General features: G+C 72.7%; 28 protein-coding genes and 2 pseudogenes. 23 read left to right on the forward strand and 7 right to left on the reverse strand.

Annotated elements, in window-relative coordinates:
* The first annotated feature begins 67 nt into the window (after positions 1–67).
* From ACH5HR_RS07425 to ACH5HR_RS07435, 3 genes are all read left to right on the forward strand, one after another.
* Positions 68–238, forward strand: a complete 171-nt coding sequence (locus ACH5HR_RS07425) for a hypothetical protein (protein WP_416477125.1) — start codon at positions 68–70, stop codon at positions 236–238.
* A 104-nt stretch (positions 239–342) separates the two neighbouring features.
* Positions 343–999 (forward strand): biliverdin-producing heme oxygenase, encoded by a 657-nt coding sequence (locus tag ACH5HR_RS07430; RefSeq protein WP_402376603.1) that lies wholly within the window; start codon positions 343–345, stop codon positions 997–999.
* A gap of 26 nt (positions 1,000–1,025) precedes the next feature.
* Positions 1,026–1,832: a CPBP family glutamic-type intramembrane protease gene (locus tag ACH5HR_RS07435; RefSeq protein ID WP_402376600.1), complete on the forward strand. Its 807-nt coding sequence runs from the start codon at positions 1,026–1,028 to the stop codon at positions 1,830–1,832.
* A gap of 109 nt (positions 1,833–1,941) precedes the next feature.
* Here ACH5HR_RS07435 and ACH5HR_RS07440 read toward each other — a convergent pair whose 3' ends face one another.
* On the reverse strand, positions 1,942–3,024 hold the full coding sequence (locus ACH5HR_RS07440) for a DMT family transporter (protein ID WP_416477127.1): 1,083 nt from the start codon (positions 3,022–3,024) through the stop codon (positions 1,942–1,944).
* Positions 3,025–3,088: 64 nt separating this feature from the next.
* On the opposite strand from ACH5HR_RS07440, the gene ACH5HR_RS07445 reads away from it, so the two are divergent.
* From ACH5HR_RS07445 to aztD, 3 genes are all read left to right on the forward strand, one after another.
* Positions 3,089–4,417, forward strand: coding sequence for a YibE/F family protein (locus ACH5HR_RS07445; protein ID WP_416477129.1), 1,329 nt, complete (start codon positions 3,089–3,091; stop codon positions 4,415–4,417).
* The gene (locus tag ACH5HR_RS07450) at positions 4,414–5,187 is read left to right on the forward strand and encodes a potassium channel family protein (RefSeq protein WP_416477131.1); all 774 of its coding nucleotides are present in this window, start codon (positions 4,414–4,416) and stop codon (positions 5,185–5,187) included. The genes ACH5HR_RS07445 and ACH5HR_RS07450 overlap by 4 nt, the downstream gene beginning before the upstream one ends.
* A gap of 111 nt (positions 5,188–5,298) precedes the next feature.
* A complete protein-coding gene (gene aztD, locus ACH5HR_RS07455; protein ID WP_416477133.1) occupies positions 5,299–6,588 on the forward strand; it encodes a zinc metallochaperone AztD in 1,290 nt (429 codons plus the stop codon).
* A 24-nt stretch (positions 6,589–6,612) separates the two neighbouring features.
* Here aztD and ACH5HR_RS07460 read toward each other — a convergent pair whose 3' ends face one another.
* Positions 6,613–7,452 (reverse strand): MBL fold metallo-hydrolase, encoded by an 840-nt coding sequence (locus tag ACH5HR_RS07460; RefSeq protein WP_416477135.1) that lies wholly within the window; start codon positions 7,450–7,452, stop codon positions 6,613–6,615.
* Positions 7,453–7,551: 99 nt separating this feature from the next.
* Between ACH5HR_RS07460 and ACH5HR_RS07465 the strand changes: the two genes are divergently transcribed.
* The 7 genes from ACH5HR_RS07465 (at position 7,552) to ACH5HR_RS07495 (ending at position 16,228) form a co-directional block, all read left to right on the forward strand.
* A complete protein-coding gene (locus tag ACH5HR_RS07465; RefSeq protein WP_416477137.1) occupies positions 7,552–8,937 on the forward strand; it encodes a sensor histidine kinase in 1,386 nt (461 codons plus the stop codon).
* Entirely contained in the window at positions 8,934–9,626 is a 693-nt protein-coding gene (locus tag ACH5HR_RS07470) for a response regulator (RefSeq protein WP_416477138.1), read from the forward strand. The genes ACH5HR_RS07465 and ACH5HR_RS07470 overlap by 4 nt, the downstream gene beginning before the upstream one ends.
* 140 nt (positions 9,627–9,766) lie before the next feature.
* A complete protein-coding gene (locus tag ACH5HR_RS07475) occupies positions 9,767–10,648 on the forward strand; it encodes an ABC transporter ATP-binding protein (protein WP_416477233.1) in 882 nt (293 codons plus the stop codon).
* The gene (locus tag ACH5HR_RS07480) at positions 10,645–11,877 is read left to right on the forward strand and encodes an ABC transporter permease (RefSeq protein WP_416477140.1); all 1,233 of its coding nucleotides are present in this window, start codon (positions 10,645–10,647) and stop codon (positions 11,875–11,877) included. Before ACH5HR_RS07475 ends, ACH5HR_RS07480 begins: the two co-directional genes overlap by 4 nt.
* 43 nt (positions 11,878–11,920) lie before the next feature.
* Positions 11,921–13,585, forward strand: coding sequence for an outer membrane protein assembly factor BamB family protein (locus ACH5HR_RS07485; RefSeq protein ID WP_416477142.1), 1,665 nt, complete (start codon positions 11,921–11,923; stop codon positions 13,583–13,585).
* Positions 13,586–13,642: 57 nt separating this feature from the next.
* On the forward strand, positions 13,643–15,286 hold the full coding sequence (locus tag ACH5HR_RS07490; protein ID WP_416477144.1) for an outer membrane protein assembly factor BamB family protein: 1,644 nt from the start codon (positions 13,643–13,645) through the stop codon (positions 15,284–15,286).
* Between the two features lie 45 nt (positions 15,287–15,331).
* Positions 15,332–16,228: a DNA/RNA non-specific endonuclease gene (locus tag ACH5HR_RS07495; RefSeq protein ID WP_416477146.1), complete on the forward strand. Its 897-nt coding sequence runs from the start codon at positions 15,332–15,334 to the stop codon at positions 16,226–16,228.
* Positions 16,229–16,294: 66 nt separating this feature from the next.
* Here ACH5HR_RS07495 and ACH5HR_RS07500 read toward each other — a convergent pair whose 3' ends face one another.
* Entirely contained in the window at positions 16,295–17,089 is a 795-nt protein-coding gene (locus ACH5HR_RS07500; RefSeq protein WP_416477148.1) for an ABC transporter permease, read from the reverse strand.
* Positions 17,086–17,985, reverse strand: a complete 900-nt coding sequence (locus ACH5HR_RS07505; protein ID WP_416477150.1) for an ABC transporter ATP-binding protein — start codon at positions 17,983–17,985, stop codon at positions 17,086–17,088. Before ACH5HR_RS07505 ends, ACH5HR_RS07500 begins: the two co-directional genes overlap by 4 nt.
* 162 nt (positions 17,986–18,147) lie before the next feature.
* On the opposite strand from ACH5HR_RS07505, the gene ACH5HR_RS07510 reads away from it, so the two are divergent.
* Both ACH5HR_RS07510 and ACH5HR_RS07515 read left to right on the forward strand, forming a co-directional pair.
* Complete coding sequence (locus tag ACH5HR_RS07510; RefSeq protein WP_416477152.1) at positions 18,148–19,464, forward strand: sensor histidine kinase; 1,317 nt, start codon at positions 18,148–18,150, stop codon at positions 19,462–19,464.
* Complete coding sequence (locus ACH5HR_RS07515) at positions 19,461–20,138, forward strand: response regulator (protein WP_416477154.1); 678 nt, start codon at positions 19,461–19,463, stop codon at positions 20,136–20,138. Before ACH5HR_RS07510 ends, ACH5HR_RS07515 begins: the two co-directional genes overlap by 4 nt.
* Before the next feature lie 42 nt (positions 20,139–20,180).
* On the opposite strand, the pseudogene ACH5HR_RS07520 reads toward ACH5HR_RS07515, so the two are convergent.
* Positions 20,181–20,519, reverse strand: a pseudogene (locus ACH5HR_RS07520) (transposase); the annotation flags it as partial.
* On the opposite strand from ACH5HR_RS07520, the gene ACH5HR_RS07525 reads away from it, so the two are divergent.
* Positions 20,488–20,796, forward strand: coding sequence for a hypothetical protein (locus ACH5HR_RS07525; RefSeq protein WP_402376553.1), 309 nt, complete (start codon positions 20,488–20,490; stop codon positions 20,794–20,796). The pseudogene ACH5HR_RS07520 and the gene ACH5HR_RS07525 sit on opposite strands and share 32 nt — an antisense overlap.
* Before the next feature lie 231 nt (positions 20,797–21,027).
* Positions 21,028–21,402, forward strand: a complete 375-nt coding sequence (locus ACH5HR_RS07530; RefSeq protein ID WP_416477156.1) for an NUDIX hydrolase — start codon at positions 21,028–21,030, stop codon at positions 21,400–21,402.
* A gap of 15 nt (positions 21,403–21,417) precedes the next feature.
* On the opposite strand, the pseudogene ACH5HR_RS07535 reads toward ACH5HR_RS07530, so the two are convergent.
* Positions 21,418–21,885 (reverse strand): annotated as a pseudogene (locus ACH5HR_RS07535) (TIM barrel protein); the annotation flags it as partial.
* A gap of 19 nt (positions 21,886–21,904) precedes the next feature.
* Between ACH5HR_RS07535 and ACH5HR_RS07540 the strand changes: the two are divergent.
* The 4 genes from ACH5HR_RS07540 (at position 21,905) to ACH5HR_RS07555 (ending at position 24,462) form a co-directional block, all read left to right on the forward strand.
* On the forward strand, positions 21,905–22,150 hold the full coding sequence (locus tag ACH5HR_RS07540) for an aureocin A53 family class IId bacteriocin (RefSeq protein ID WP_416477158.1): 246 nt from the start codon (positions 21,905–21,907) through the stop codon (positions 22,148–22,150).
* A 109-nt stretch (positions 22,151–22,259) separates the two neighbouring features.
* A complete protein-coding gene (locus ACH5HR_RS07545) occupies positions 22,260–22,766 on the forward strand; it encodes a PH domain-containing protein (RefSeq protein WP_416477160.1) in 507 nt (168 codons plus the stop codon).
* Positions 22,763–24,280 (forward strand): PH domain-containing protein, encoded by a 1,518-nt coding sequence (locus tag ACH5HR_RS07550; protein WP_518486614.1) that lies wholly within the window; start codon positions 22,763–22,765, stop codon positions 24,278–24,280. The genes ACH5HR_RS07545 and ACH5HR_RS07550 overlap by 4 nt, the downstream gene beginning before the upstream one ends.
* Positions 24,277–24,462: a hypothetical protein gene (locus ACH5HR_RS07555; RefSeq protein WP_402376541.1), complete on the forward strand. Its 186-nt coding sequence runs from the start codon at positions 24,277–24,279 to the stop codon at positions 24,460–24,462. The genes ACH5HR_RS07550 and ACH5HR_RS07555 overlap by 4 nt, the downstream gene beginning before the upstream one ends.
* Positions 24,463–24,474: 12 nt before the next feature.
* Here the strand turns inward: ACH5HR_RS07555 and ACH5HR_RS07560 are convergent, their stop codons facing one another.
* Positions 24,475–25,260 carry a deoxyribonuclease IV gene (locus ACH5HR_RS07560; RefSeq protein ID WP_402376539.1) on the reverse strand — a complete coding sequence of 262 codons (786 nt, stop codon included), beginning with the start codon at positions 25,258–25,260 and terminating at the stop codon, positions 24,475–24,477.
* 116 nt (positions 25,261–25,376) lie between these two features.
* Between ACH5HR_RS07560 and ACH5HR_RS07565 the strand changes: the two genes are divergently transcribed.
* Both ACH5HR_RS07565 and ACH5HR_RS07570 read left to right on the forward strand, forming a co-directional pair.
* Positions 25,377–25,688, forward strand: coding sequence for a hypothetical protein (locus ACH5HR_RS07565; protein ID WP_402376536.1), 312 nt, complete (start codon positions 25,377–25,379; stop codon positions 25,686–25,688).
* 24 nt (positions 25,689–25,712) lie between these two features.
* Complete coding sequence (locus ACH5HR_RS07570; RefSeq protein ID WP_416477163.1) at positions 25,713–26,546, forward strand: hydroxymethylpyrimidine/phosphomethylpyrimidine kinase; 834 nt, start codon at positions 25,713–25,715, stop codon at positions 26,544–26,546.
* The last annotated feature ends 27 nt before the right edge of the window (positions 26,547–26,573 follow it).

A 26,573-nucleotide genomic window follows, 5' to 3' on the forward strand; every position in this document is an offset into this window, starting at 1 on the left:
GGCGGGCAGAAATCGGGGCAAAAGCCTCAGGATGCACGGGCAACCGAAATCGCGGACGATGGGGCGCATGTTCTGGTGGGGGGTCGTCCTGATGGTGCTTGGCGCCGTGCTGGCCGGCAGGGCGATCTGGACGGCGCGGCGCGGCGCGACGGGGGCGCACGGACTGCTGATCGCCGCCGGGATCGGCCTGGCGTTCTGGGGGCTGGTGCTCGGCGTGGTCGTCGTCGTCCGGGGATGACGGGTCGGGCGGCGACGGCAGAGGGTAGGCATGCCTAACTTTGACTGCTACCGTGCTGACATCCTGACGTTCTGTCAGGTCGTCACGACCTTCCGGAGGCCGCCATGCCCACCCTCGCTCCCGAGGCTCCCCTCTCCGTGCTGCTGCGCGAGGGGACGCGCGCCGAGCACCAGGAGGCCGAGTCCGAGGGGTTCGTCTCGCGGCTGATGTCCGGAGACCTCGACGTGGCGGCCTACGCCGACCTCGCGGCGCAGCAGCTCTCGGTGTACACCGCGCTGGAGGAGGCGAGCGCCGTCGTCCGGCACGACGCCCGCGGCGCCTCCCTCGTCTTCGACGAGCTGACCCGCGTCCCGGCCATCGAGCGCGACCTCGCCCACCTGTACGGGCCGGGCTGGCGCTCGGAGATCCGCGTCCTGCCGGCCACGCGGGCGTACGTGGCACGTCTGCACGACGTCGGCTCCCGACTCGCCGAGTACGCCGCGCACGCCTACACGCGCTACCTGGGAGACCTCTCGGGCGGGCAGATCGTCCAGCGCATGATGCAGCGTCACTACGGCATGGGTGCGGCCGGCCTGGAGTTCTACGACTTCCCCGAGATCCCGAAGGCCAAGCGGTTCAAGGACCTCTACCGCGAGCGCCTCGACGGGCTGGACCTGGACGACGCGGAGACCGCCACCGCCGTGGCCGAGGCGCAGGAGGCGTTCCGCCTCAACCGGGCCGTGTTCGCCGAGCTGGGCGAGTCGCACCCCGGTCCTGCCTGACCGTCCGCCGTCGGTAGGGTGCGCACATGGTCGCCCGCTACGCCGCCGCCGTGCTCGTCTGCGGTTCCGCCATCCTGCTCTTCGCCGTGCACGCGCGTCCGCTCGGCTACGTGCCGCTGGTGGCGGGCGTCGTCCTCGGTCTGCTGGTGGACCGCGCGCTGGGCAAGCACCTCGCGCTGATCGCGGCGGGCATGGGGATCGTCTCGGCGATCCCCCTCGCGGCGGACCTGTCGGACGCCGGGATGGTCCGGTTCACCGTCGCGCTCTCCCTGGCGGTGCTCGTGCCGTGGGCGCTCTCGCGGTTCGTCCTGGCCGACGACGACGGCGCGGGCGCGGTGCGCTTCCCGGTCGCCACGGGCCGGCGCTGGTCGCGCGGGCAGTGGATCTATCTCGCGGCCGTGGTCGTCATCGGCTACCTGGTGCTGCCGCCGTACTTCCTCGGGTCCGGGGCGTACCGGAACTGGCCGTCCCTGGAGGGTGACACGGACATCGCCCGGCTGTTCGTGGGAGTGAACGCCGTCGGGCTGTGGGACGAGCTGTTCTTCATCTGCGTCGTGTTCACGCTGCTGTGCCGGCACTTTCCCGTGCAGGCCGCCAACGTGCTGCAGGCGATGGTGTTCGTCTCGTTCCTGTGGGAGCTCGGCTACCGCGAGTGGGGGCCGCTGCTGACCATCCCGTTCGCGCTGGTGCAGGGGTGGATCTTCGCCCGGTACAAGTCGTTGTCCTACGTGGTGGCGGTGCACCTGCTGTTCGACGCCGTCGTGTTCGCGGTGCTGGTGCACGGGCATCATCCCGAGCTGCTCGACATCTTCGTCACGGCCCCACGACCCTGACAGCGCGACCCTGACAGCGCGACCCTGACGCAGCGCTCGCGGGATCGAGGGGTGGTCGCGTCAGCTCACGTCGCCACGCCAGTCCTCCTTCGTGTCGGTCCACCCACCGTCACCCGGGACGTCGAGTTCTCGCACGCCGACGCAGGAGCCAGGACTCGGCCACCGGCACCGAGACGGCCATCAGGGTGAGCACCGCACCGGCGTACATGGCCGGGCCGGGCGCCGCCACCCCGGGGACGACGACGTCGATCACCAGCGCTGCGACGATCTGTCCGGCGATCATCCCGAGCGCCAGCAGCAGCACGCCGATCCGGTGCACCACGGCGGCCTGGATCGCGATGAACGTGATCCCGAGCAGCCCGCCGGAATAGAGCACCAGGTCGAGCGGCCACTGCGTGGGCAGCGTCCCCGTGGGTGGCCCGACGACGAGGGTCGAGACGCCGAACGCCAGCAGCAGCGCCGTCGTGCCCACCACGAAGTTGCCGAAGGTGGCCGCTGCCACCCCGGTGAACGGGTCGCGGGGGGCTTCCGCGACGGCCCGCACCCGGCCGTTGACCGCCTGCTGCCACGACTGGAACGCGCCGGCGAAGAACGGGATCACGGCCAGCCCGACGGACGGCACGGTCCCCACGGACCCGGACACGGCGATCGCCACGGCCGTGACGGTCAGGACCGGTCCCAGCGCCCGCCCGAGCGTGATGAGCCGCACCCCGCCGGGCGCGAGACCGAACCGGTCGACGAAGAGCGAGCTGGTCGACTGCCCGGCCACCACCGCCACCATGAACAGGGCGACCCCGAGCGTGGCGGCGGTCAGCCCCTGGGCCGCCACGTAGAACCCACCGGCGGTCCCGCCCAGCACCTCCCACCAGCGCAGCCGTCCCGAACGCAGCGCGCCGACGACGCGCGCGACGGCGGCGCGAGCGCCCGGCCAGCAGGCCAGGGCCACGAGGAGCAGCACCAGGCCGGACCCGAACGAGACGACCGCCGCGCCGAGACCGCTGCCGACGTGCTCGGCCAGCGAGCCGTTGATGCGGGTCTGGCCCGCGGCGCCGAACCCGCCCGCGACGGCGGCGCCGACGCCGAGCACCGTCCCGGCCGGGCTGCCCGGAGAACCGCCTGGGCTGCCGGTCGAGCCGGCCGAGGAGCTGTCCGAAGAGTCGCCCGGCGGCGAGGCGGGGGCTGGCGCGGTCACCACGGGAGTCTACGGTCGGCGCGGTCTCCACGGCTCGGCCGTCGCACGGTGCGACCATCGGCCCGTGCCCGACGTCCCGACCCGCCGCTCCGCCCGCCACGCCGCGCAGCCGCCGCTCCCTGCCGAGCAGGTGCACGGTCACTCCCACGGCGGACCGGTGCCGCCGGCCCCGACGCGCACCCGCCTGGTCCTGGCGCTGCTGGTGCTGCCTGCCCTGGTCGCCACGGCGTTCGGCCTGTGGACCCTGTGGCCGTCCGAGGCCGACGTGCCCGAGCGGATCCCCGTCGTCGTCGAGGGCAGCGAGCTCGTGGTGGTCACCGTCGTCGGGCCGCTCGAGGAGTCGAGCGACGAGTCCTGGCCCACGATGGAGGACGCGACCGCCGGGGACGTCGCGATCCGGCTGCCCGACGGCGGCACGTCCGGCATGCAGGCGGACCCCCGGTTCGAGCTGTCGCCCGGCGAGCGCGTGACGGCGCTGTACATCGGGGACTTCGCGGACACCGTGACGCCGTACGTGTTCATGGACCACCAGCGCGACGTCCCTTTCGGTGTCCTGGCGGCGGTCTACGCGCTCGTGGTGCTCCTCGTGGCGCGGTGGCGCGGGCTCGCGGCGATCGCAGGCCTGGCGGTGGCGTTCGCCGTGTTCGTCGGCTTCACGTTCCCGGCGCTGCTGGCGGGCGAGAGCGCGATGGGTGTGGCCCTCGTGACGTCGTCGGCGGTGATGCTCGCCGTCCTCTACCTGGCGCACGGTCTGACGGCGCGGACCACCGTGGCGCTGCTCGGCACCCTGGCCGGGCTGGCGCTCACGGCGGGCATCGGCACCTGGGCGACGGGCGCCGCGCACATCACCGGAGCGTCGGACGAGCTGGCGCAGAACCTGTCGATCATCGCCCCGTCCGTGGACCTGCGGGGCATCGCCCTGTGCGGCCTCGTCCTCGCGGGCATGGGTGTCCTGAACGACGTGACGATCACCCAGGCGTCCGCGGTGTGGGAGCTGCGCTCGCTCGCGCCGACGGCCCCGCGGCGGGTGCTGTTCGCGCGGGCGATGCGGATCGGGCGCGACCACATCGCCTCGACCGTGTACACGATCGCGTTCGCCTACGTGGGGGCGGCGCTGCCGTTGCTCCTCACGGTCTGGATGCTGGACCAGACGCCGCTGATGACGATCACCTCGGGGGAGATCGCCGAGGAGGTGGTCCGCACGCTCGTCGGGTCGATCGGCCTGGTGCTGGCGATCCCGATCACCACGGCGATCGCGGCCGTGACGGTGCCGGCCCCGGACCGGGTCGCGGGCGGGGCGACCGAGCCGGCCCTCGACGCGCGCCCCGGGCCGGGCTCGTCCACGATGGGGACGAACCCGTCCCTGGAGGATGCCGTGCAGGACCGGCCGTGAGCAGCGCAGACCCGCAGGACGACCCGCACCCGCACGGGCCGCGCAGCTTCTTCGCCCGCCGCCGGCAGCCGCCGGACGAGACCGATCCCCTCATCGACCCGCACTCGCGCTGGATCGACCGGTTCGGGCTGCTGCTCGCCCTGGTGGCGCTGACGGTCGCGCTGCTGTCGCTGGTCGACATCCGCGCGGGGGCGCTCGCCGGGCGCGCCCAGGTGGCCGGTCTGGTGACCACCCTCACGGTCGGGGCGACGCTCGCGCTCGCGCTGCGGGCAGCGGGCCTGCGGGCGCGGTGGCGTCGTCGGGCGGACGTGGTGCTGGGGCTGCTGGTCGTGCTGTCCCTCGTGGTGGTGCTCGTCCTGGAGACCCCCGACTCGGTGACCTCGGCACCGCCGCTGCTCCTCGTCATCGCGGCGTTCGCACCCGTGGTGGTGGCGCGGCGGCTGGTGCGGCACCGCGTGGTCACGCTGCCGACGCTGCTCGGAGCCGTCTCCGCCTACCTGCTGATCGCGCTGGCCTACTACTACGCCTTCCTCACGGTGGACAGCCTCTCGGGGGAGCACTTCTTCGGCGCCGAGGAGTCGACGACGTCGTTCATGTACTTCAGCCTGACGACGATCACGACGTTGGGTTACGGGGACCTGGCCGCCGTGTCGCCGCTGGGGCGCCTGCTCGCGACGAGCGAGGCGATCATCGGCCAGGTGTATCTGGTGGTCTTCGTGGCGCTCATCGTCAGCATGGCTGCCGGTCGCTGGCAGCGCGCCCTCGACTGAGAGCCCATTCTTGATAATGATTCTCACGCGTGGTTGACTCAGGGCGTCTTGCTGCGAATGGTTCTCGTTCGCATCTTGTTGTCCTGCCTCTGAGACGGAAAGCCACCACCCATGAACACCCGTTCCCGCGCCGCCACGGCGCTCGCCCTGACCCTGCCGATCGCGCTCGTCGCGGCCTGCGGCACCGAGACCGAGGCGCCGGTCGCCGGAGCCGAGCCGGCCGGCACCACCGCCGAGGAGACCAGCACCGCGGCACCCACCGAGGTCCAGGGGCGCAGCCCGCGCCTCGCCGTCACCTACGACGGCGGCATCAAGGTGCTCGACGCCCAGAGCCTCGAGGAGGTCGCCGACCTCGAGCTCGACGGCTTCAACCGGCTCAACCCGGCCGGAGACGGGCGGCACGTCCTCGTCTCGACCACCGGCGGGTTCCAGGTGCTCGACACCGGCACCTGGGGCGAGGGGCACGGCGACCACTTCCACCACTTCACCTCCACGCCGGAGCTCAGCGACGTCACCTACGCCGCCGAGAAGCCCGGCCACGCCGTGGTGCACGACGGCGTCACGGCGCTCTTCGACGACGGCACCGGTCTGGTGCAGCTCGTCGACTCCGCCGAGATCGCCACCCAGGACGGGGTCGAGGAGGTCCAGCTCCCGGACGCGCACCACGGCGTGGCCGTCCCGCTGAGCGACGGGTCGCTGCTGGTCACCGCGGGCACCGAGGAGGAGCGCAGCAGCATCCGCGTGCTCGACGCCGACGGCGAGGAGATCGCCGCGAGCGACGAGTGCCCCGGCGTCCACGGCGAGGCCGTCGCCGCGGAGGAGGCCGTCGTCGTCGGCTGCGAGGACGGCGCGCTGCTCTACGCCGACGGAGAGATCACCGAGGTGACCACGCCGGACGACTACTCCCGCATCGGCAACCAGGCCGGCACCGAGGCGTCGCCGATCGTGCTCGGCGACTACAAGACCGACCCGGACGCCGAGCTCGAGCGGCCCACCACGGTCAGCCTGATCGACTCCCGCGACGCGAGCCTGGAGCTCGTGGAGCTCCCGGCGTCGTACACGTTCCGCTCGCTGGCCCGCGGCGACGACGGCGAGGCGCTCGTGCTCACCACCGACGGCGACCTGCAGGTCATCGACCCGGAGACGGCCGAGATCACCTCCACGATCCCGGTGCTCGACGAGTGGGAGGAGCCGATGGACTGGCAGGAGCCCCGGCCGGCCGTGCTCACCCTGGACGGCTCCGTCTACGTGACCGACCCGGCGAACGACTCGATCCACGCGGTCGACGTCGTGGACGGCGAGGTCTGGGCCTCGGGCGAGCTGGGCGCCACGCCGAACGAGATCACCGGCGTCCTCGGCGAACCGGCCTCCGACCACGTGGGCGACGACCACGACCACTGACGCGCGGCGGTGCACCGGCCGCGGTCACGTGAGGTGGTCGAAGTCCCCGCGCACCCACGCCGCGTGCCGCCGTGCCGAGTGCAGCACGACGGCGCGCGCGTCGGCGGGGATCACGCCGTCGAAGTTGTTGTACATCCGGTCGAAGGGTCGCCGGGCCACATGCCCGGCGACCCGCAGCGCCACCGCCCCGGAGAGCGGGACATGGTTCGGGTAGCTGCGCATGAAGCTCGCCGAGGCGCGGTCCGCGTTGGCAAAGATCGTGTCGCCCGACAGCAGCACCCCGCGGCCCTCCGCCCCGGCGTCCCAGTGCACGACGGCGGAGCCCGGGAAGTGCCCGCCCGGCTGGCTGAGCGTCACCCCGGGCAGCACCTCCCGCTCGCCCGACCACGTCTCGATCGCGGCGTCCGGGCGGGCGACCCATCCCGCGTCCGCCGCGGAGACCAGCACCGGCACCGGTCCGCCGTCCCCGGCGAGCCGCCGGCTCCACTCGACCTGGACACCGAACATGTGGGGATGGCTCGCCACGACCGCGACCACCCCCGCGGGGCCGGCCAGGTCGCGCACGGCCGCGACGCCGTCGTCGTCCACGAACCCCAGCGGGTCCCACAGCAGCGACCCTGCCGGGGTGCGCAGCAGCTTGGACTGCTGCCCGATGCCCACGCCCGGAGCGGTCTGCAGCGCGAACAGGTCCGGCTCCAGCTCGTCGACCACGATCGCCTGGCCCTCGGCGGCGAGCTCGTCGAGCGTGGCCCAGGCCTGGCCCGACGCCGGGACCCACTGGCGCTCGTCCGCGCAGATCGCGCAGACCTCCGGCCGTGACGCGTGCTCGACGGCGCAGGTGCGGCAGATCCAGAAGGACGTCATGGCCACAGGCTGGCACGGCGCCGGGAGCGCCACCCGTCGGCCCGCCGTCTCCGTCGTGCGACGGATCCCGCCACGGCGCCGACTGCCTACGCTGAGGGGATGCCGCGTCCCCGCCCGACCGCCGTGATCGCCGAGTGGTTCGGCGTCGACGACGACTTCGAACGTGTCCCCGCCGATCCTCGCGCCGCCTACCGGCGTGACGTGTGGCTCGGGCTGACCCTGACCGTCCTCGCGGTGGCGGGCATGGAGCTGTCCCGTTCGGCGGGCTACTTCTACGACGACACCCGGCCGGCCTGGCTGCTCTACGTGCTGTCGGCGGCGGGCGCGCTCCCGCTCGTGGCCCGGCGCCGGTACCCGCTGCTGGTGCTCGCGCTCGTCTACTCGCACTTCCTGCTGGTCGGGCTGACCGTGCCGGCCGTCCCGATGACCCAGGTGCTGCAGGTCGTGTACTTCATGACGCTGTACACGGCGGTGGCCTGGGCGCGGGACCGCCGGGCGATGATCATCGTGGTCGCGGCCAGCCTGGCCGCCATGTTCGGCTGGCTGTTCTGGCAGACGGCCATCAGCTCGGCCCTGCAGCACTACGCGGAGAACGAAGGCCTGCTCGACGACCCGCCCGGGGCCATCGCGGCGCTCGACGCCATGATCGCCCAGACCTGGTTGACGAACGTCGCCTATTTCTTCGGCGCCATCGCGCTCGGGCAGGTCACGTGGCACGCCGCCCGGCGCCGGGCGCAGCTCACGGCGCAGGCGGCCACCATCGAGCGGCAGGCCACCGAGCTCGGTCGCCGCGCCGTCGTCACCGAGCGGCTGCGCATCGCGCGCGAGCTGCACGACGTCGTCGCGCACCACGTCTCCGTCATCGGGATCCAGGCGGCGGCCGCGCGGCGGCTCCTCGCCAAGGGCGGGGACGCCGCCCCGGACGCGCAGGGACCGCTCGCCACGATCGAGACGGCCTCGCGCGACGCCGTGGAGCAGATGCGTGGCCTGGTCGGCACGCTCCGGGACATCGGGGCCGACGACGGCGGCACGGCGGACGGCGGGGACCGCTCGCCCGAGCCCGGGGTCGCCGACATCGAGCGGCTGGCCGGCGCGGACGGCGGTCTGGACGTGACGTACACGCTCGTCGCCGAACCGACCGGTGCGGAGGCGGCGGTGCCCGGGCCGGTGGGCCTCAGCCTGTTCCGGACCGCGCAGGAGGCGCTGGCCAACGTCCGCAAGCACTCCACGGCCCGCGCGGCGAGCGTCACCGTGCGGGTCGACCGGCGGCCGGTCGACGACGACGCCAGGTTCCGCGGCGGGTATGCCGAGGTCGAGGTGATCGACGAGGGCCGTGCCCGGCCGGGCTCCTCCGGGTCCGGGCTGGGGCTGGTGGGCATCCGTGAGCGGGTCGCCACGCACCACGGGGTGGCGGAGATCGGCCCGCGCGTGACCGGTGGGTACCGTGTGCGCGTGCGGCTGCCCCTGCCCGTGGAGGGCTCATGACGACGGTCCTGCTGGTGGACGACCAGGCGCTGGTCCGGTCCGGGTTCCGCCTCATCCTGTCGGTGGAGGACGACCTCGAGGTGGTCGGGGAGGCGGCCGACGGCGCCCAGGCCGTCGAGGTGGCCCGGGAGCTGCGGCCCGACGTGGTCCTGATGGACGTGCAGATGCCCGTCATGGACGGCATCGAGGCCACCCGCGAGATCGTGCGGAGCGAGCTGTCGCGGGTGCTGGTCCTGACCACGTTCGACGACGACGCCTACGTGTTCGACGCCCTGAGCGCCGGGGCGTCCGGGTTCCTCCTGAAGAACTCCGACGCCGAGCACCTCGTGGAGGCGGTGCGCACCGTCGCCGAGGGGCAGGCGCTCCTGTCGCCGCAGGTCACCCGGAGGGTGGTGGACCGGATGGTCGCGATGGGCTCGGCGGCGTCCGGGGACTCCCCGGCGGGCGGGGCCGGTGTGTCGAGCCGGGCCGGTGTGCCGCCGTCGGCCCGGGGGTCGGAGCTCCTGACCCCCCGCGAGCGCGAGGTCCTGGTTCACGTGGGTCGGGGGCTGTCGAACGCGGAGATCGCGGCGGAGCTGTTCCTCGGCGAGGCCACGGTCAAGACGCACGTGTCCAGCGTGCTGTCCAAGCTGCACCTGCGGGACCGGGTCCAGGCGGTGATCTACGTCCACCGCCACGGCCTGGCGTAGCGGACGTTCCGCCGTCGGCCGCTGATGTCGGTCCACGATGCCGGTCCACGATGCTGGTCCGTCGTGAGGGGGAGGCGGCAGATTCCCTCCTGCGACGGATCCGCGCGCGCCCGGCTCGCCGTAGCGTCGGTGCCATGACCATGCTCGAGGTCCACGACCTGACCAGAACCTTCGGAGACCGCCGCGCCGTCGACGGCGTCTCCTTCCAGGCGCCCGGAGGCATGCTCACCGGGTTCGTCGGCTCCAACGGCGCCGGCAAGACCACCACCATGCGCATGATGATGGGCGTCCTGTCGATCACGTCCGGGGAGGTGCGGTTCGGCGGCGCACCGGTGACCCGCGCGGACCGTCGCTCGTTCGGGTACATGCCCGAGGAACGCGGCCTCTACCCGAAGCAGCCCGCCATCGACCAGCTCGTCTACCTGGCACGGCTGCGCGGCATCCCTGCCGCCACCGCCCGGACCGAGGCGATGGAGCACCTCGACCGGCTCGGTCTCGCCGAGCGGGCCAAGGACCACATCGAGAAGCTCAGCCTGGGCAACCAGCAGCGCGTGCAGATCACCGCGGCGCTCATGGGCCGGCCGCGGGCGCTCATCCTCGACGAGCCGTTCTCCGGCCTGGACCCGGCGGCCGTCGACGGCATGGTCGACCTGCTGCGCGAGCACACCGCTCGCGGGGTCCCCGTGCTGTTCAGCTCGCACCAGCTCGACCTGGTCGAGCGCCTCTGCGAGCGCCTCGTCATCCTGCGCGCGGGCAACGTCGTCGCCGACGGCACGCCCACCGAGCTCCAGCAGGCGGGCACGGTGCGGCACCGCCTGGTGCTCGACTCCGACGCCGGCTGGGTACGCGGCGTCCCGGGCGTGCACGCCGTCGACGTCGACGGCCCGACGGCGCTGGTCGAGCTCGCCGACGACGCCACCACGCAGCGCCTGCTCGCCACCGCCATGGAGCGCGGGCAGGTCCACGAGCTCAGCCCCGTCCGGCCTTCCCTGGCCCAGATCTACCGTGAGGTGACGGCATGACCACCCTGACGCAGAGCCCTTCGAACGCGCCGGTCCAGGACCCGCCGGACGACGGCACCCGGGGCGCCTGGCTGCTCGTGGCCCAGCGCGAGATCGTCACCCGGGTGATGAACAAGGCGTTCGTCATCGGACTGCTGGTGTCGCTCGTGGTGATCGGTCTGCTCGCGGCCTTCTTCACGTGGCAGTCGTCCCGGGTCGACACCTACACCGTCGCGGTGGCGGGCACCGACGCCACGGCGGTCGGGTCGGTGACCGGGGCCGCCACGCTCGCCGAGGCGGAGAACGGCAGCACCGAGCTCGAGCTCCTCGAGGTCGCGGACGACGCCGCCGCGCGCGCCGCCCTGTCCACCGGCGACGCGGACGTGTGGCTGCACCCGGGCGACGGCGGCTGGGTGCTGGCCGGCGAGGGCCAGCCGGACGGTACCGTCTCCCGGCTGGTGGGCACCGCCGTCGAGCAGCAGGTCCTGGCGGCGAACGCGGAGGCCGCCGGGACCTCCATGGACGCGTTGTCGGAGGGGGCCGCGTTCACCACGGAGGCGCTGGACCCGCAGGCGATGGGCGAGGACACGGTGTTCTTCGCGACCTTCGCCCTGTCGTTCCTGTTCTTCGCGGGCGCGATCGGCTCGGGAACGATGATCGCGAGCTCGGTGGTGGAGGAGAAGCAGTCGCGACTGGTGGAGATCATCGCGACGGCCGTGCCGCTGCGCCAGCTCCTGGCGGGCAAGATCCTGGGCAGCTCGGTGATCGCCGTGGGGCAGAACCTGCTGTTCGCGGCCGTGGGTCTTGTCGCCGTGGCCGCGAGCCCGATCTCGATCGCGCTGCCCGCGCTGTCGACGTCGCTGATCTGGTTCGTCGTGTTCTTCACGGTCGGCTTCCTGGCGCTGGCTGCGCTGTACGCGGTGGCGGGGGCGCTGGCCAGCCGGTCCGAGGACCTGCAGTACACCTCCACGCCGATGACGATGCTGGTGATGGGTGTCTACTTCCTGACGTTCTCGGCCTCGGGCACGTTCCAGACGGTGCTGTCGTACATCCCGGTCGCGAACGTGGTGGCGATGCCGGCGCGCGTGCTCTCGGGCGAGACGACGTGGTGGGAGCCGGTGGTCTCGTTGCTGATCCTCGGGGCGTTCGCGGTGCTGGCCCTGCTCGTCTCCGAGCGGGCGTTCCGCGGGGCGCTCATGCAGACCGGCGGCCGGGTCTCGTGGAAGCAGGCGCTGCGCGCCGAGGCGTGATCGTCGGCATCCATGACCGGTTCCTGGTTGGTACGTTGCCCCCGTGGCCCGACGACGTGACCCCGGCATGGTCTCCTTCGACGTCTCGTCCGACGTCGAGGCCGAGGGGGACGACGGCGGCACGCCCGTCGCGGCGGACGCCCGCGCCGGGTGGTGGTCCCGCGCCGGCGACCGGTGGCGCCGCGCGGACCGTCGGCAGCGTCGGCTGCTCGCGGGTGCGGCCGGCGGGGTGGTGCTCGTCCTGATCGGCGGCACGGCCGTCGCGGCGGTCGTGGTCTCGCACACCCACGACGAGCGGCTGCGGTCGGCGCCCGGCGGCGTGCTCTCGCTGACGGGGGAGGTCGGCGAGGTCTGGCGTGCGGAGGGCAACGGTGTCCTCGCGGTGCTCCCGGGCGGCGGGGTCGTCCTGGACGAGGACGAGGACGTGGTCGCGCGGGACGCCGGGTCCGGGCAGGAGCGCTGGCGCGCGAACCTCGGTGCGGATCCGGTCTGCGGTCCGCGGCCGCGGCTGGAGAGCGGTGTCGAGTGGAGCATGCCGAGCGACCTGGTGACGTGCCTGCACGGTCCGGCCGAGGAACGCACCGTGACCGTCCTCGACGCGGCGGGTGACGTGGTCGGGCACCGGGAGCTCCCGGCCGCGGAGTACGGCGGCGAGGACCGTGACGTCGCGCCCGCGGCCGACGGCGGTCTCCTGGTGGCGAACCACGACACAGACATGCCGGACGATCGCCGGTACGCCACCCAGGAGGACGCCCGCGCAGCGCTCCGCGACGTCGAGCCGGGGAGGGCGTCGGTGCGGGTGGAGGACGCGGTGACGGGAGACCTCCGGTTCGAGGTGCCGACCACCGCCCATGCCGGCCGCCTGCTGGACGAGTGCGCGTTCGTCTGGGACGAGTCGGAGGCGGTCGGGCTCGACACGTTCGACCGGTCGGCGCCGTACCGGCTGGAGGTCTCGCCGGAACGTCGGCTGCACTCGTCACCCGCCGTCGTCGGCTACCGCTGGTGCGACGTCGGCGGCGCCACCACGCCCGACGGCAGGTCGTTCGCCGAGCACGCCGGCGGCGGCGCCCAGCGCGGAGGCGGGGAGGTCGTCCCGTACCCGGGCGGGGGCCACGTCGGGCCCACCGCCAGCGGGCCTGACGGCTCGGTGCTGCTGGCCGCCGACGGGACCGTGCGCCTCGAGTCCTCGCGGTCGACGATCAGCGTCCCGCACGCGGCGGTGGACGCTCGCGGACCCGTCGTCGTCGCGACGGCGGGCTACGAGGCGATCGTGGGGCTGGACCTCGACGGCGAAGAGCTGTGGCGTCACGACCTGATGGACCCGCACGTCCTGGCGCAGGTCGGCGAGGCGCTGGTGGTCGCCGGGCAGTCGGACGTCGTGGCGCTCGACGTGGCCGACGGCAGCGAGCTGTGGCGCGTCGCCCTGTACGACCCGCAGGAGCTGTACGGCTGGCCCACCTCGGCCGTGACCGACGGCGAGCGGGTGATGGTCGCGCTGATCGGCTACGAGGATGACGTCGAGGTGGGCGAGCTGCTCACCATGGATCTCGCCACCGGCGCGGCGGACCGCGAACGCCTCGACGCCGGCCGCGTCCCGTACCTCTCGGCCGTCGACGGCCACGTGGTGCTGCAGGAGGTGGGGCGCGCGGACGCGATGGGTGTCTACCGGTCTGACGTCACCTCGGTGAGCATCCTCGCTCCGCGCTAACGTCGGGGAGTGGGGCGACGGCGTCGAGCCCCTGAGAGGGCCTACACGTTCGACCTCGTGCCCGACGACGGCACGGAGGCCGCGGAATCTCCTGCGGCCGGCACGGCCTCGGGCGAGCCACCCGACCCTGTCTGCGCCGTCGGCCCCGAACCCGGGTCGCCGTCCGCCGGTCCGGGCGTCCTGTCCCGCGCCGGTCGGCGGTGGCGCGGACTGTCCCGCCGCACCCGGTTCGGTGCCGTCATGGTGGCGGCCATGCTGGTGGTCGCGGTCGTGGTGGTCGACGGCGTCCTCGACCGGGGACGCTCGGACGAGCTGCGAGCCGCGGCGGGCGGCCTCGTCGACCTCGGGGCACCGCCGGCCGAGGCGTGGCGCGTCGAGGACGGTGAGGTCGGCGTGCGGACCCCGGGCGGCCTGGTCGCCGTGGCGGGCGGGGTCGCGGGCGTCCACCGGTACGACGAGCTGCTCGGCATCGACCTGCTGACGGGGCAGCGGCGCTGGACCGTCGACCTCGTGGACCGTGCCGCCGTGTGCGGTCCCGGCCTGGCGTTCTGGGCCGAGACGGTCGAGCTGACCTCGACGGCCCAGGTCGTGTGCGTGGGGGAGGCCGTCTCGGGTGAGGCCATGGTGACCACCGTCGACCCGGACGGGACGGTGCTGGGGCGGCGGGCCGTCACCGAGGAGCACGACGTCGTGGTGCCCGGGCCGCAGGGCACGGTGCTCACCGCGACCTGGGTGGGCGAGGCCCGCGACGTGGACGTCCAGCTCCGCGGCGACCCGATGACGAACCTGACCGTCGTGGGGGAGATCGACGACGGGTACGACCTCGAGGTGCGCGCGACGGACGCCGTCACGGGCGCGGAGCGGTGGGCGGAGGTCGTGCCCTTCGGCGAGGTGACCGACTCCACCCGGTGCGTGCGCTGGACCACCGGGGGCCGCAACGCCCAGCTCGACCGCCGCGGCGACGTCGAGCACATGGTCAGCGGACGCCTCGTCGGGTTCTCCGGCTGCGGCGTGCTGGCGTACTTCACGCCGGACGGACGGCGCCTCGACCTGACGGGCCTGGAGGACGCCGGGGGCGAGGTGGTCCGCCGGGTGCGGCCGCTGGTCGACGGCGGCTATGCCGTCTCCGCCGGGCCGTGGGGTCAGTCGTCGTGGGAGTTCCAGGTGCTGGACTCCGACGGCGCGCACCGCTTCGACGTCGAGGGCCGGCTGCTGGACCCGCGTGCCACGGACGGGCGCTCGGACCAGCGCTGGCTGGTCGCTGGCCGGGACGAGGTCCGCGCCGTCGGACCCGACGGCGGGACGGTCTGGTCGGTGCAGCTGTCCGCCACGAGCTACCTCGCGCGGGCCGGGGGTACCGCGGTCGTGCTGGACGAGCGCGACCGGGTGGCCGGGCTGGACCTCGCGACCGGCGAGGTCCTGTGGGTGCGCGACGACCTGCTCCAGGAGTACGCGGCACTCACCGACGGGCGCGACGGCCAGGTGCGGTCGGTGTTCACCGACGGGACGGTGGTGGCCCTCGTCATCCCGACCTACACCGACACGGAGGTGGTGTCGCGGTGGCGGGCGATCGACGCCGCCACGGGGGAGGACCTGTGGTCCACCGACCTGCCCGAGGAGGGGTGGGGGGTCGACGTCGCCGTGGACGGCTTCCTGCTGCGCTGGTGGCCCGCGGGGCTGGCGGGATTCACGACGTCGTAGCGTGCCCGTGCTCCGCCGGCGGAGAAGCATGGTTGGCTCGGCTCTGTGACCGGCTACGACGCACAGTTCCTCGGGCCCGGCGGGACCGTCCGCGTGCCGCTGCCCACCGCTGACCGGCCGCTGCGGCGGCTCGATCATCCCCACTTCAGCGTGCTGCTCGACCCGGAGCGCCGGCTCGCCGCCGCCACCGCGTGCGCCGTGGACGGGGCGCGGCTCCAGCGGCTGCCGAGGTCAGGGTCCTGGCGGCTCGATCCCCAGGCGCCGCCCGCGGAGCAGTCCGGCAACGAGCTGTACCACCACAACCCGTTGGACCGCGGGCACCTCGTGCGTCGGCTCGACCCGATGTGGGGCACCGTCGACGAGGCGCGGGCTGCCGGCGAGGCCACGTTCGTCTACACCAACGCCGCGCCGCAGGTCGGCGGGTTCAACCAGTCGAAGCAGCTGTGGAACGGGCTCGAGGACCACGTGCTCGAGTACGCCGACGCCCACGACCACCGCATCGTGGTGCTCACCGGGTGCGTGTTCCTCGACTCCGACCCCGTGTACCGCGGCGTCGCGGTACCGCGGCAGTTCTGGAAGGTCGTCGCGTGGGCCACGGTGCCCGACGGCGGCACCCCGGCCGCGCTGCGGGCCGCGGCGTTCGTGCTCGACCAGACGCCGCTGCTGACCGACGCGGAGCTGAGCACCGCGACGGGACGGGCGCTCGCCGTCGGCCAGGTGCCGCCGCTCGGCCCGTTCCGCACGTTCCAGGTGCCGGTCGCGGACGTCGGTTCGCTGACCCGCCTGGACCTCGGGCCGGTGGTGGACGCCGACGTCCGCGGCCCGGCGCCCGAGCGGCGGGTCGAGCCGAGGACGACCTCACGCCGTCCGCCGTCGGGCTGGACGGAGCTGCACCACCCGGCCGAGGTGCTCCCCCCCCCCCCCCCGCCCCGACCGCGGTGACCGGCCCGGGTTTGACTGGGCAAAACGGTCCGGATCACGACGTTCGGCAGCACGCGGGGTGGTGAGTCAGGCGGTCTTGATCTCGCCCCGCTGGACCCGCAGGATCCCGACCAGGAGAGGCAGCCCGACCCAGATCGCGGCGGTGACCGCGAGCTGCGCCCACTGCTCGCCGCCCATCGGGTCGCCCATGATCAGCGGCATGGAGGAGGTCTGCAGGTCGATCCACGGCCAGACGTTCTCCCACGACTGGACCAGCGCCGTCAGGGCGCCCACGATCGTCGGCACCACGAGGTAGACGACGATCGCGCCCGGCGTGCTCTGCAGCGCCAGACCGAACGCGACGCCCTGCACCATCCAGATCGCGAGCATGAGGACCATGCCGGCCGTCATCGCCCCCAGGCCCCAGTCGGCGTCAGCGTCCCGGAAGGTGATCACCGCGAGGTGCGCCAGCGCGGCGATCACGACGGCGACCAGGAAGAACGCCAGCCCGGAGCCGACGGCGGTCACCAGCTTGGCCCAGACGACCCGCAGCCGGCGCGGCTCCAGGGTGAAGGTCGTCAGCCCGGTGCGCTGGGACCACTCGGCGGTGGTGGCGAGGATGGCGACGATCGGCAGGAGCATCGCCAGGGGCGTCGAGGTGTTGGTGACGAACGCCTCGAACGACACGTTCCCCTCGCCCACCAGCGCGGAGACGGCCAGGACCCCGGCCGTGATCACGGCGATGGTGACGAACAGCCACCGGACGGCCCGGGTGTCGAGCTGCTTGCGCCACTCGTACGCGGCCAGGCGGGTGAAGGGGACCGGCTTGAGGTCGGTCTGCCGGGCCCGGGTGGGGGCCATGGTCTGCTGGACGGCGGTCATGCGGACACCGCCTCTCGGGCGTCGTCGGCGGTGAGCTCGAGGAACAGCTCCTCGAGCCCGCGGGAGGACGTGTCGCGCAGCTCGATGACGAGCACACCGGCCGAGACGGCCGTGCGAGCCACCTGCTCGGCGTCGGCGGAGGTGGTGAAGCCACCACCGGCCTGGCGCTCCGCGTCGATGCCGGCGTCGCGGAACGCGGTCGCCAGCGCGGCGTCGTCGGTGGAGCGCACGAAGGTCCCGGCGGCGCGCAGAAGCTCGTCCTTGGTGCCCTCGGCGACGACGCGCCCACGCCCGATGACGACGAGCCGGTCGGCGACGTGCTCGATCTCGGACAGCAGGTGGGAGGACAGCAGCACGGTGCCGCCGTCGGCCGCGAAGTCGCGCAGCAGGTCACGCATCCAGCGGATGCCGGCCGGGTCGAGGCCGTTGGCCGGCTCGTCGAGGATGAGCACGTCGGGCTCGCCGAGCAGGGCGCCGGCGATGCCGAGGCGCTGGCGCATGCCGAGGGAGTAGGTACGCACGCGGCGGCCGGCCTCCGCGGAGGTGAGGCCGACGACGTCGAGCACCTCGTCGACGCGGTGCCGTCCCACGCCGGTGAGGAGCGCGGACAGGGCGAGCGTCTCGCGGCCGGTGCGGCCGGCGTGCTGGGCTGCGGCGTCGAGCAGCACCCCGACCCGGCGGCCCGGGTTGGCGAGCGCTGCGTACGGCTTGCCGAGGATGCGAGCGGTGCCGCTGGTCGGCGGCGTCAGCCCGGTCATCATGCGCATGGCGGTGGACTTCCCGGCGCCGTTCGGGCCGAGGAAGCCGGTCACGAGGCCCGGCTCGGCGGTGAACGACACGTCGCTCACGGCCGGGACCGGCCCGTATCTCTTGGTCAGGTGCTCCACGGTGATCATGGGTCCAGACTTCCGTGGACGCCTGCCTGCCCGCATCGCCCGCAGGGAGGGTTCGTCTCCGCCGTCGGGCTCGTCCGGGTCATCCCTTCGGCGGATGTCGGCGCCGCCACGCAGCGTCCGACGGCGGATGCCGGGCCGGGGTCTTCGCTCTACGCTCGCTGGGTGCCCACCTCGCTGGAGGACCCGTACCGTCCTGGTCCCGAAGTCCTCGGTGCCGAGCCGCGCCCGCGGGACCCGGCGCGAACGCGGGAGCGGTGGCAGCGGGTGTGGGGCGAGACGTGGCGGCTGGCGGTGGCGCTGCTGATCAGCACGACCATCTTCGGCGGCATGCTCGTCGAGATGGACGCGGCGCAGGTCGGGCCCACGGAGTCGCGGCTCGTCCTGGACGTGCTGGTCGGGCTCGTCTGCTTCGGCCTGGTGCTGCTGCGGCGGCGGTGGCCCACCACGGTCGCGCTGCTGCTCTGCGCGGCGAGCGCGGTGTCGGTGGTGGCGGTCGGGCCGGTGACCCTGGCGGTGGTGTCGTTGGCGACGCACCGGCGGTGGTGGCGCATCGTCGCGATCGGCGCGGTGTACATCGCCGGCGGCTGGACGTACGAGTCGATCTATCCCACGGACAGCAGCATGGGATGGACGTTCGCGCTGGCCGGTAACGTGGTCCTCTACTCGTTGATGGTGTGGATCGGGGCGTACATCGGCCTGCGGCGCGAGTACCTCGCCGGCCTGCACGAGCGGATCGCGACGGCGGAGCGCGAGCAGGCGAGCCGGGTCGCCCAGGCGCGGTCCAACGAGCGTGCCCGGATCGCCCGTGAGATGCACGACGTGCTGGCGCACCGCATGTCGCTGGTCGCCATGCACGCCGGGGCGCTCGCGTACCGGATCGACCTGCCGCGGGAGCAGGTCGCCGAGACGGCCGCGCTGGTGCGGGACAGTGCCCACGAGGCGCTCGGTGAGCTCCGCGAGGTCCTCGGGGTCCTGCGCGGGCTGGACGGTCCGGCGTCCGACGCGGACGGTGGTCCGGCGGCCGGTGCGCCGGAGCGTCCCCAGCCCACGCTCGCCGACCTGCCGGCGCTGACGCGGACCACCACGGATGCCGGGACGCCCGTGCGGCTCGTCGATCGCACGACGGACCCGGAACGGCTGCCGACGGCCACGTCGCGCACCGCGTACCGCATCGTCCAGGAGGGCCTGACGAACGTGCGCAAGCACGCTCCGGGGCTGCCGGCAAGGGTGGAGCTGCTGGGCTCGACGGGTCAGGGCGTGTGGATCGCGGTGAGCAACCCGACGGCCCTCGCGGTGGACCGGGAGTTCCAGCCGGGCGCGGTGCGGCAGCCGGACACCCGAGGCACGACGGCGGTGCCGCGGTCCGGCCTGGGCCTGCTGGGTCTCACCGAGCGGGTCGAGCTGGCCGGTGGCACGCTGACCGCTCGTGCGGAGAACGGCCGATTCACGTTGCACGCCTGGCTACCGTGGGAACCATGACCGACTCGATCTCCGTCGTCGTGGTGGACGACGACGCGCTGGTGCGCGCTGGGCTGGGCCTGATCCTCGGCGGTGCCCCCGAGGTGCGGGTCGTCGGTGACGCCGGCGACGGGGACGACGGCGTGGACCTCGTCCGCCGGCTGCGTCCCGACGTCGTCCTCATGGACATCCGGATGCCACGTGTGGACGGGATCGAGGCGACCCGGCAGATCGTCGCGCAGGGTGATGGTGCGTCGCGGGTCATCGTGCTGACCACGTTCGACACGGACGACATGGTGCTGCGTGCCCTGCGGGCCGGGGCCGCGGGCTTCCTGCTGAAGGACACCCCGCCCGACCGGCTGGTCGCGGCGGTGCGCGCGGCAGCGGACGGCGAGCCGACCCTGTCGCCGTCGGTCATGAACCAGCTGATCGCGCAGTTCTCGACCGCGCCGGAGGACGGCTCGGGCGATGCCCGGCTGATGGCCCGACGCCGCCTCGCGACCTTGACCGACCGGGAGCGGGAGGTCGCTGCGGTATTGGCCGAGGGGCTGTCGAACGCCGAGATCGGGGCACGGCTGTACATGAGCGTGCCGACGGTCAAGACGCACGTGTCGCGGATCCTGGACAAGCTGGGTGCGGCCAACCGGGTGCAGGCGGCGATCGCGGTGCACGACGCCGGGCTCTCCGCGCCCTAGGCCGTGTCCGGTGACTCGCGGAGCCAGAGCACGATGGCGGCGATGGTGAGTTCGGAGCGGTAGTAGGCGGCGCGTTTGGTGTAGCGGGTGGCCAGGGCGCCGAACTGCTTGAGCCTGTTGAAGCAGCGTTCGACGACTGGTGAACGCGATGGCCCGGGCGCGCATCGCCTGGCGGGTCGAAGGACTCGAGTATGCCTTGTCAGCCAGCACCCGGCCGGGACGGCTGCGAGGTCGGCCAGGACCGTCACGGCGTACGTTGACCTGGTCGAGCAGGGGCAGCAACTGCGGGTTGTCCCCGGTCTGGCCGGGCGTGACACGCCCGACAGAGGGCAAGGAGAAGGGGAATTCTGTGGAGATCGAAGAAAAGTCGAACCGGCGCAATATGTGGATGGTCGCGGCCTTCGGGGCGATCCTCGTCGTGGCGATGGTCGTGAACTACGTCTTGGGCTACGCGGCTGATGAGGCCGCCGACGGCCTGCCAGAGTGGCAGTCGTTCGCCGGATGGGCCTTCCTGCTCTTCGGAGCGGTCGGATTCGTCGCCGCACTGATCGCCGCGTTTCTCAAGGCGCGCTCGCGCTGGATTCCGTGGGTGCTCGGTGCCATGGCCGTCGTAGCAGTGCTGGCGTGGTCGACCGCTGTCGTCGTCGCCTCGGGATGACGCGGGCCGTCGGCGGGAACGTGGTCCTCGCCGAGCGGCGCCTGAGGCACCCCCGCCGGACGCACCTGCCGCTCTGGCTCTGGGCGGTCGCCGGCACGGCCTTCGTCATGTACACCAACGACTACATCATCGCGGGTGTGCTGCCCGAGATGTCCGACGACGTGGGTGTCACAGCGGGCCAGGGTGGGCAGCTGGTCACGGTCTTCTCCTTGATGCTGGCTGTGAGTGCACGTGCTTCTCGTTCGGGGTCGCCGAGACGCGGCCGATGACGAGGAGTCGTTCGAGCTGCCGGGCGGGATGGTCGACCGGGGGGAGTCCCCCCAGCAGGCCGCTGCGCGCGAGCTCGGCGAGGAGGGCGGCTTCGAGGTGGCCCGTATCGCTCCGCTGGGTTCGTTCTTCGCGGTCCCGGCGATCAGCGCGGCTCGCTGCCACGTCTTCGAAGCCTCCCTCGACCGCGCGGGAGCCCAGCGGCTGGATGACGGTGAGACGTGGACTCCCGTGGTGGTGACACCGGACGATCTTCGGCGCTACGTCGACGAGGGCCTCATCCGCGATGCCACGTCGCTCGCAGCCATCTGCCGGTACCTCGTCCGTCGGCCTGTGTGAGTTCTCGCGCGGAGATCATCCCGACACCCGCCCGCGCAGCCAGGCGATGTCGGTGCCGACGTCGCCCTTGGTCTCGCAGATCACCGGCACGCCGGCCTCGCGGACCACGCCCACGAGCAGCTCCGGCGGGATGTTGCCCGCGCCGAAGTTGGTGTGCCGGTCCGCGCCGGAGCCGGCCTGGTCGCGGGAGTCGTTGGCGTGGACCAGGTCGATGCGCCCCGTGATCGCGCGGACGTCGGCGACGGCGGTGGCCAGGTCGATCCCGCCCGCCCAGGCGTGGCACGTGTCGAGCGTGAACCCGACGTGCTCGGCGCCACCGGCCTGCTGGACGGCAGCCCAGAGCTGCTCGATCCGTTCGAGACGCCGCGCCATCGAGTGGTCGCCGCCGGCAGTGTTCTCGATGAGTACCGGGACGTCCGTCTCCAGCGCGTCGATCGCCTTGCGCCAGTTGTCGAAGCCCTTGGCCGGGTCGTCCGGGCCGGTCATGATTCGTGGCCGGACCGTGAAGATCGCCGCGGATTGTGACGCGGCGTATGTCGGGAGGAACCAAGATGGGCATCGCAATCGCCGTTCTCAGGTGGATCGCCTGGGCGGGAACCCAGGCGTGGCGCTGGGGGGGGGCAGCAAGGTCTCCAAGGCCATCGCCTGGGCTCGGAGGAACTGGCGCACGGTGAAGCGCTGGCTGGACGCGGGACTGAGCTTCGCGACGATCATGGAACTGATCCTGCGAGCACTCGGCCTCGCCTGACGCGATCGCCGAGCAGGGCCGGCGCCGGCCTGCAACAGTTGGTGTTCCTGGGCCGGATGGTACGGCCGGGCCTCCGGCCCAGGAACACCGCCGAATGATGGGAGCGTGGATGGTCCCCGACCAGATCGTGGCCGGGCGGGCGGTCTCGAGCATGCGTCGTCTCTCTCCTCGTGCGGGAGGCTATCTTCGTGCCCGCGCGGTGATCGACGCCACGCTGGTCTTCCTCGTCGCACTGGGAGTGGTGGTGGTGAGCGTCGACGGTCCGTGGCGCGATCGGCTGATCTTCGTGGCGGTCGCCATGTTTGTCGCAGGGCTACCTCTCGAGATTCTGGTCGTGAATCGCTGGAAGATCCGCTACACGAGGTACTCCGTGGACGGAGAGATGGTTGAGGTCCATCGAGGTCGCCTCTTCCAGAAGCGCCTGTATGTCCCCTCACGACAAGTGCTCAATGTCGAGTCCACGCAAGGTCCTCTTCTTCGGCGGCAGGGGGACGTCTACGTCAAGTTCACGTGCCTCACCGAGGTGGAGAAGCTCGGGCCTGTGTCGCAGGAGGAGTTCCACCGAATCAGGTCGCTGCTCGTCGCGGCGAACGATCGTGCACGGGGGCAGGTGTGAGCGACCTCCATGCCGTTCAGCGAATTCCTGCACGCTATATCGTCGCTACCTATGCTGAGGACCTCCCTGGCTTGGCCGGTCTCGTACTGATCGCGTTCGCAGCTCGATTCGCCCAGCTTCCGTTTGACTCTCGGTGGGTCGTCGTCGCGGTCGGCCTCGGTCTGGTGCTGCGTCTGCTGCTCCCGGTGTATTCCTGGTACACGTGCCGTCTTCTCGTGGATGAGCACGGCATCACGGTCGTGACAGGGCTGGTGCGACACCGGTCGCGAAGCATGTCGTGGGACAGCATCGGCACGGTCGAGCTGGGCTCCTCGTGGGCGCAGCGCTTCTTCGGGCTGACGGAGGTGACGCTGCTCCAGGGGGCGGCCGACGCCACGACGCTGGTGATCCCGGCGGTGGATGTCTCGGTACGGGACTCGATCGAGCGGCGATCGAGGACGGCGGGCAGGCTGCCGGACCCTCGTGCCCGCCCCGGTCCTCACGGCCACCGGGACGAGGACCCGGGCTCCCAGATGGTGTACAGCGCTTCGGTGTGGGACCTCGCCGTCGCCGGGCTGATGTACGGGCGCTTCGTCGGCCTGGGGTTCGGCGCGGTGGTCGGCGGCGTAGGAACCGTTCTCGAGCTGGGCCAGGCCGACCGCCTGCTGGCCTTGTCCGGGGGCAGCGTGCTCGGACTGCTGGTGCTGGCCGCGGTGCTCGTCCCGGTGGTGGGCCTCCTGCTCACCGTGCTGCGGTACTCGAGCTTCACCGTGCTCCGGACCGACGGGGGGCATCTGGTGCTGTCCTACGGGCTCCTCTCGACGAAGCGGCGGGTCGTCGGGCCGGACGGGATCGTGGGGCTGACCCTGTCTCGCAATCTCCTGGAGACTGCCGCCGATCGAGTGCGCCTGACCCTCGTGTCGGTCGACAGCTCTTCGGGACTGGGAACCAACCTCGTCCTGCCGTCCCTGCCCCGCCGGATCGTGGCCGAGATCGCGGACACGGTCCTGGGCGGGGAGCGGCTTCGCTCGCCGCTGTACGTGGCAGGTTGGCGTCGGGCGCTGGTCGTGAAGCTGTCGGCGGCGTCGATGCTCCTCGCGACGGCCGTCCTCGCTGCGACGACCATGGGTGGTCTGAGCCTGAACACGGCTCAGGCGGTCGGCGGTGGCATCCTCGTGGCGGTCCTGCTCGGCATCCTCGTCGAGAGGGCGGCGGCGCGGCTGACTCTCGACAGGACGGGCAGCGCGATGGTGCTCGAGGTGCGTGTGGTCTCCGAGTTCCAGCGGCGCATCGACCTGGCCGCCGTGCAGGGCGTGTCGGAGTACGGATTCATCGGCCGTTCGATCTGCGCACGGGTCGATTACTACGGTGGTGGACGGCGTGCGCTGACAGCCCTGCGCTACGACAGGAGAGCCCTTGACGACCTGCCGGCCGCACTCCTCGCTGCCGGGCGACGTTCACGGAGATCCAGCACCGTCGATGAGCTGTCATGGAGCTCTGGCGCCGTGCCTGACAACACAAGGAGAGGGTCATGAAGACACGTCCGTCGAACGACGCCATCGGGATGGTCGTCCTCGCCGTGGTGGTGGTGGTGGTCATGGTGGTGCTGCGGACGCTGACCGACGTCGGATGGCTCGGCGGTGTGCTCGCCTCCGCAGCCTGCGGCCTCGTGGCGGTCGCGGTGGTGCTGGGAGCGCTGAACCGGCGGAACCGATGAGCCGGTAGTCCGTCAGAGCCGGTCGCGGAGCCAGGCGATGTCCGCGCCCATGTCGCCCTTCGTCTCGCAGACCACGGGCGCACCGGCCTCGGCGACGACGCCGACGAGGAGCTCGGCCGGGATCTTCCCCGTGCCGAAGTTGGTGTGCCGGTCGGCGCCCGACCCGGCCTCGTCCCGCGAGTCGTTGGCGTGCACCAGGTCGATCCGGCCGGTGATCGCGCGGACGTCGGCGACGACGGAGGCCAGGTCGAGCCCGCCGGCCCAGGCATGGCACGTGTCGAGGGTGAACCCGACGTTGTCGGCGCCGTCGGCCTGCTGCACCGCTGCCCAGAGCTGTTCGATCCGCTCGAGCCGTCGCGCCATGGAGTGGTCGCCGCCCGCGGTGTTCTCGATGAGGACGGGGACGTCGCTCTCGAGCGCGTCGATCGCCTTGCGCCAGTTGTCGAATCCCTTGGCCGGGTCGTCGGTGGCGGTGACGTGCCCGCCGTGCACGACGACTCCCTTCGCGCCGACCTCCCCGGCGCCCGTCATGATCTGCTGCAGCAGCTTGCGGCTCGGGATCCGGATGCGGTTGTTCGTGGAGGCCACGTTGATGACGTACGGGGCGTGCACGTACACGTCCAGACCCGCCGCCGCCGTCGCCGCGCGGAACGCCTCGGCACCACCCGGGTGCTCCAGCGGCGGCACCTTCCACGCCTGGGGGTCGGAGAGGAACACCTGGACGACGTCGGCCTCCATCCGGCCGGCCTCCGCCACCGCGTCGGCGAGGCTCACGTGGGCACCGATCTGCACGCTCATGGGCACCAGGGTACGAGGAGGGTCCGACGGCGCCTGCCCAGCCAGGTGTGGCAGCCCGGGTCGCGGTGCTGCTACGTTTCTGGAGGTCGACGACGAAGAACCTGGGAGAGCCTCTGATGCTGCGAGCCCTGCTGGCGCTGACGCTCGCCGGTGCGGCGACCGTCGAACAGCTGTCCGCGCCCGGCATCGACGTCTTCCTCCCCGCCACCTACGACCTCGTCTGGACGGCCGTCCTCCTGCTGGCGCTGGCCGGGATCGCGGCGGTGGTCGCCCGGGGCGTGGTCGTGGCGCGTCGCCGTTCCGCGGCTCCGGTCGTCGGGCAGGCCGTCGAGGCCCGCCTGGAGCACCTGGACCGGCTGCACGCGTCCGGACGGATCTCCGACGCCGAGCGTGCGGAAGCCCGGGCACGGCTGCTCGGCACGCTCTGAGCCGCTCGTCGTAGGCTGGAAGGCATGCCCAGCACACCACCTCTCGCCTACGTCATCGCCGGGTCCGAGGCCACCGGCGGTGCCGGGATCCAGGCGGACCTCAAGACGTTCCAGCAGCTCGGTGCCTACGGCGTCGGCACCCTGACGTGCATCGTCTCGTTCGACCCGCAGCACGACTGGAGCCACCGGTTCGTCCCGGTCGAGCCGGAGGTGATCGCCGACCAGTTCGAGGCGGCCACGGCCACGCACGACCTCGACGTCGTGAAGATCGGCATGCTCGGCACGCCCGCCACGATCGACGTCGTCGCACGCTCGCTGGCGTCCCGGCCGTGGCGGTACGTCGTGCTCGACCCGGTGCTCATCTGCAAGGGCCAGGAGCCGGGCGCCGCCCTGGACACCGACACCGCGCTGCGCGCGCAGGTGCTGCCGCTCGCCACGGTGGTCACCCCGAACCTGTTCGAGGCGAAGACCCTCGCCGGCATGGACGCAGTGGAGTCGGTGGACGACCTGATCGAGGCCGCGCGCCGCATCCACGAACAGCTCGACACGTCCACCGGGCCGCGGTACGTCGCGGCGAAGGGCGGCGTGGAGCTCCCCGGGCCGGACGCCGTCGACGTCCTCTACGACGGTGAGCATGTCACGGTCCTGCGCACGCCGAAGGTGGGCGAGGAGCGTGTCTCGGGCGCCGGCTGCACGTTCGCGGCGGCCATCACGGCTGAGCTCGCGAAGGGTGCCGACGTCGCCACCGCGGTCCGCACCGCCAAGGACGTCGTGACCCAGGGGATCCGCGCGCGGGTGGCCGCGCACACGCCGTTCGACACGGTGTGGCAGGGGGCCTACGCGCGGCAGCGGGCCTGAGGAGGGAGCGCGGCCGCACGGTCCGCA

Source organism: Isoptericola maris, assembly GCF_048065335.1.
Taxonomy (GTDB): Bacteria; Actinomycetota; Actinomycetes; order Actinomycetales; family Cellulomonadaceae; genus Isoptericola; species Isoptericola rhizosphaerae.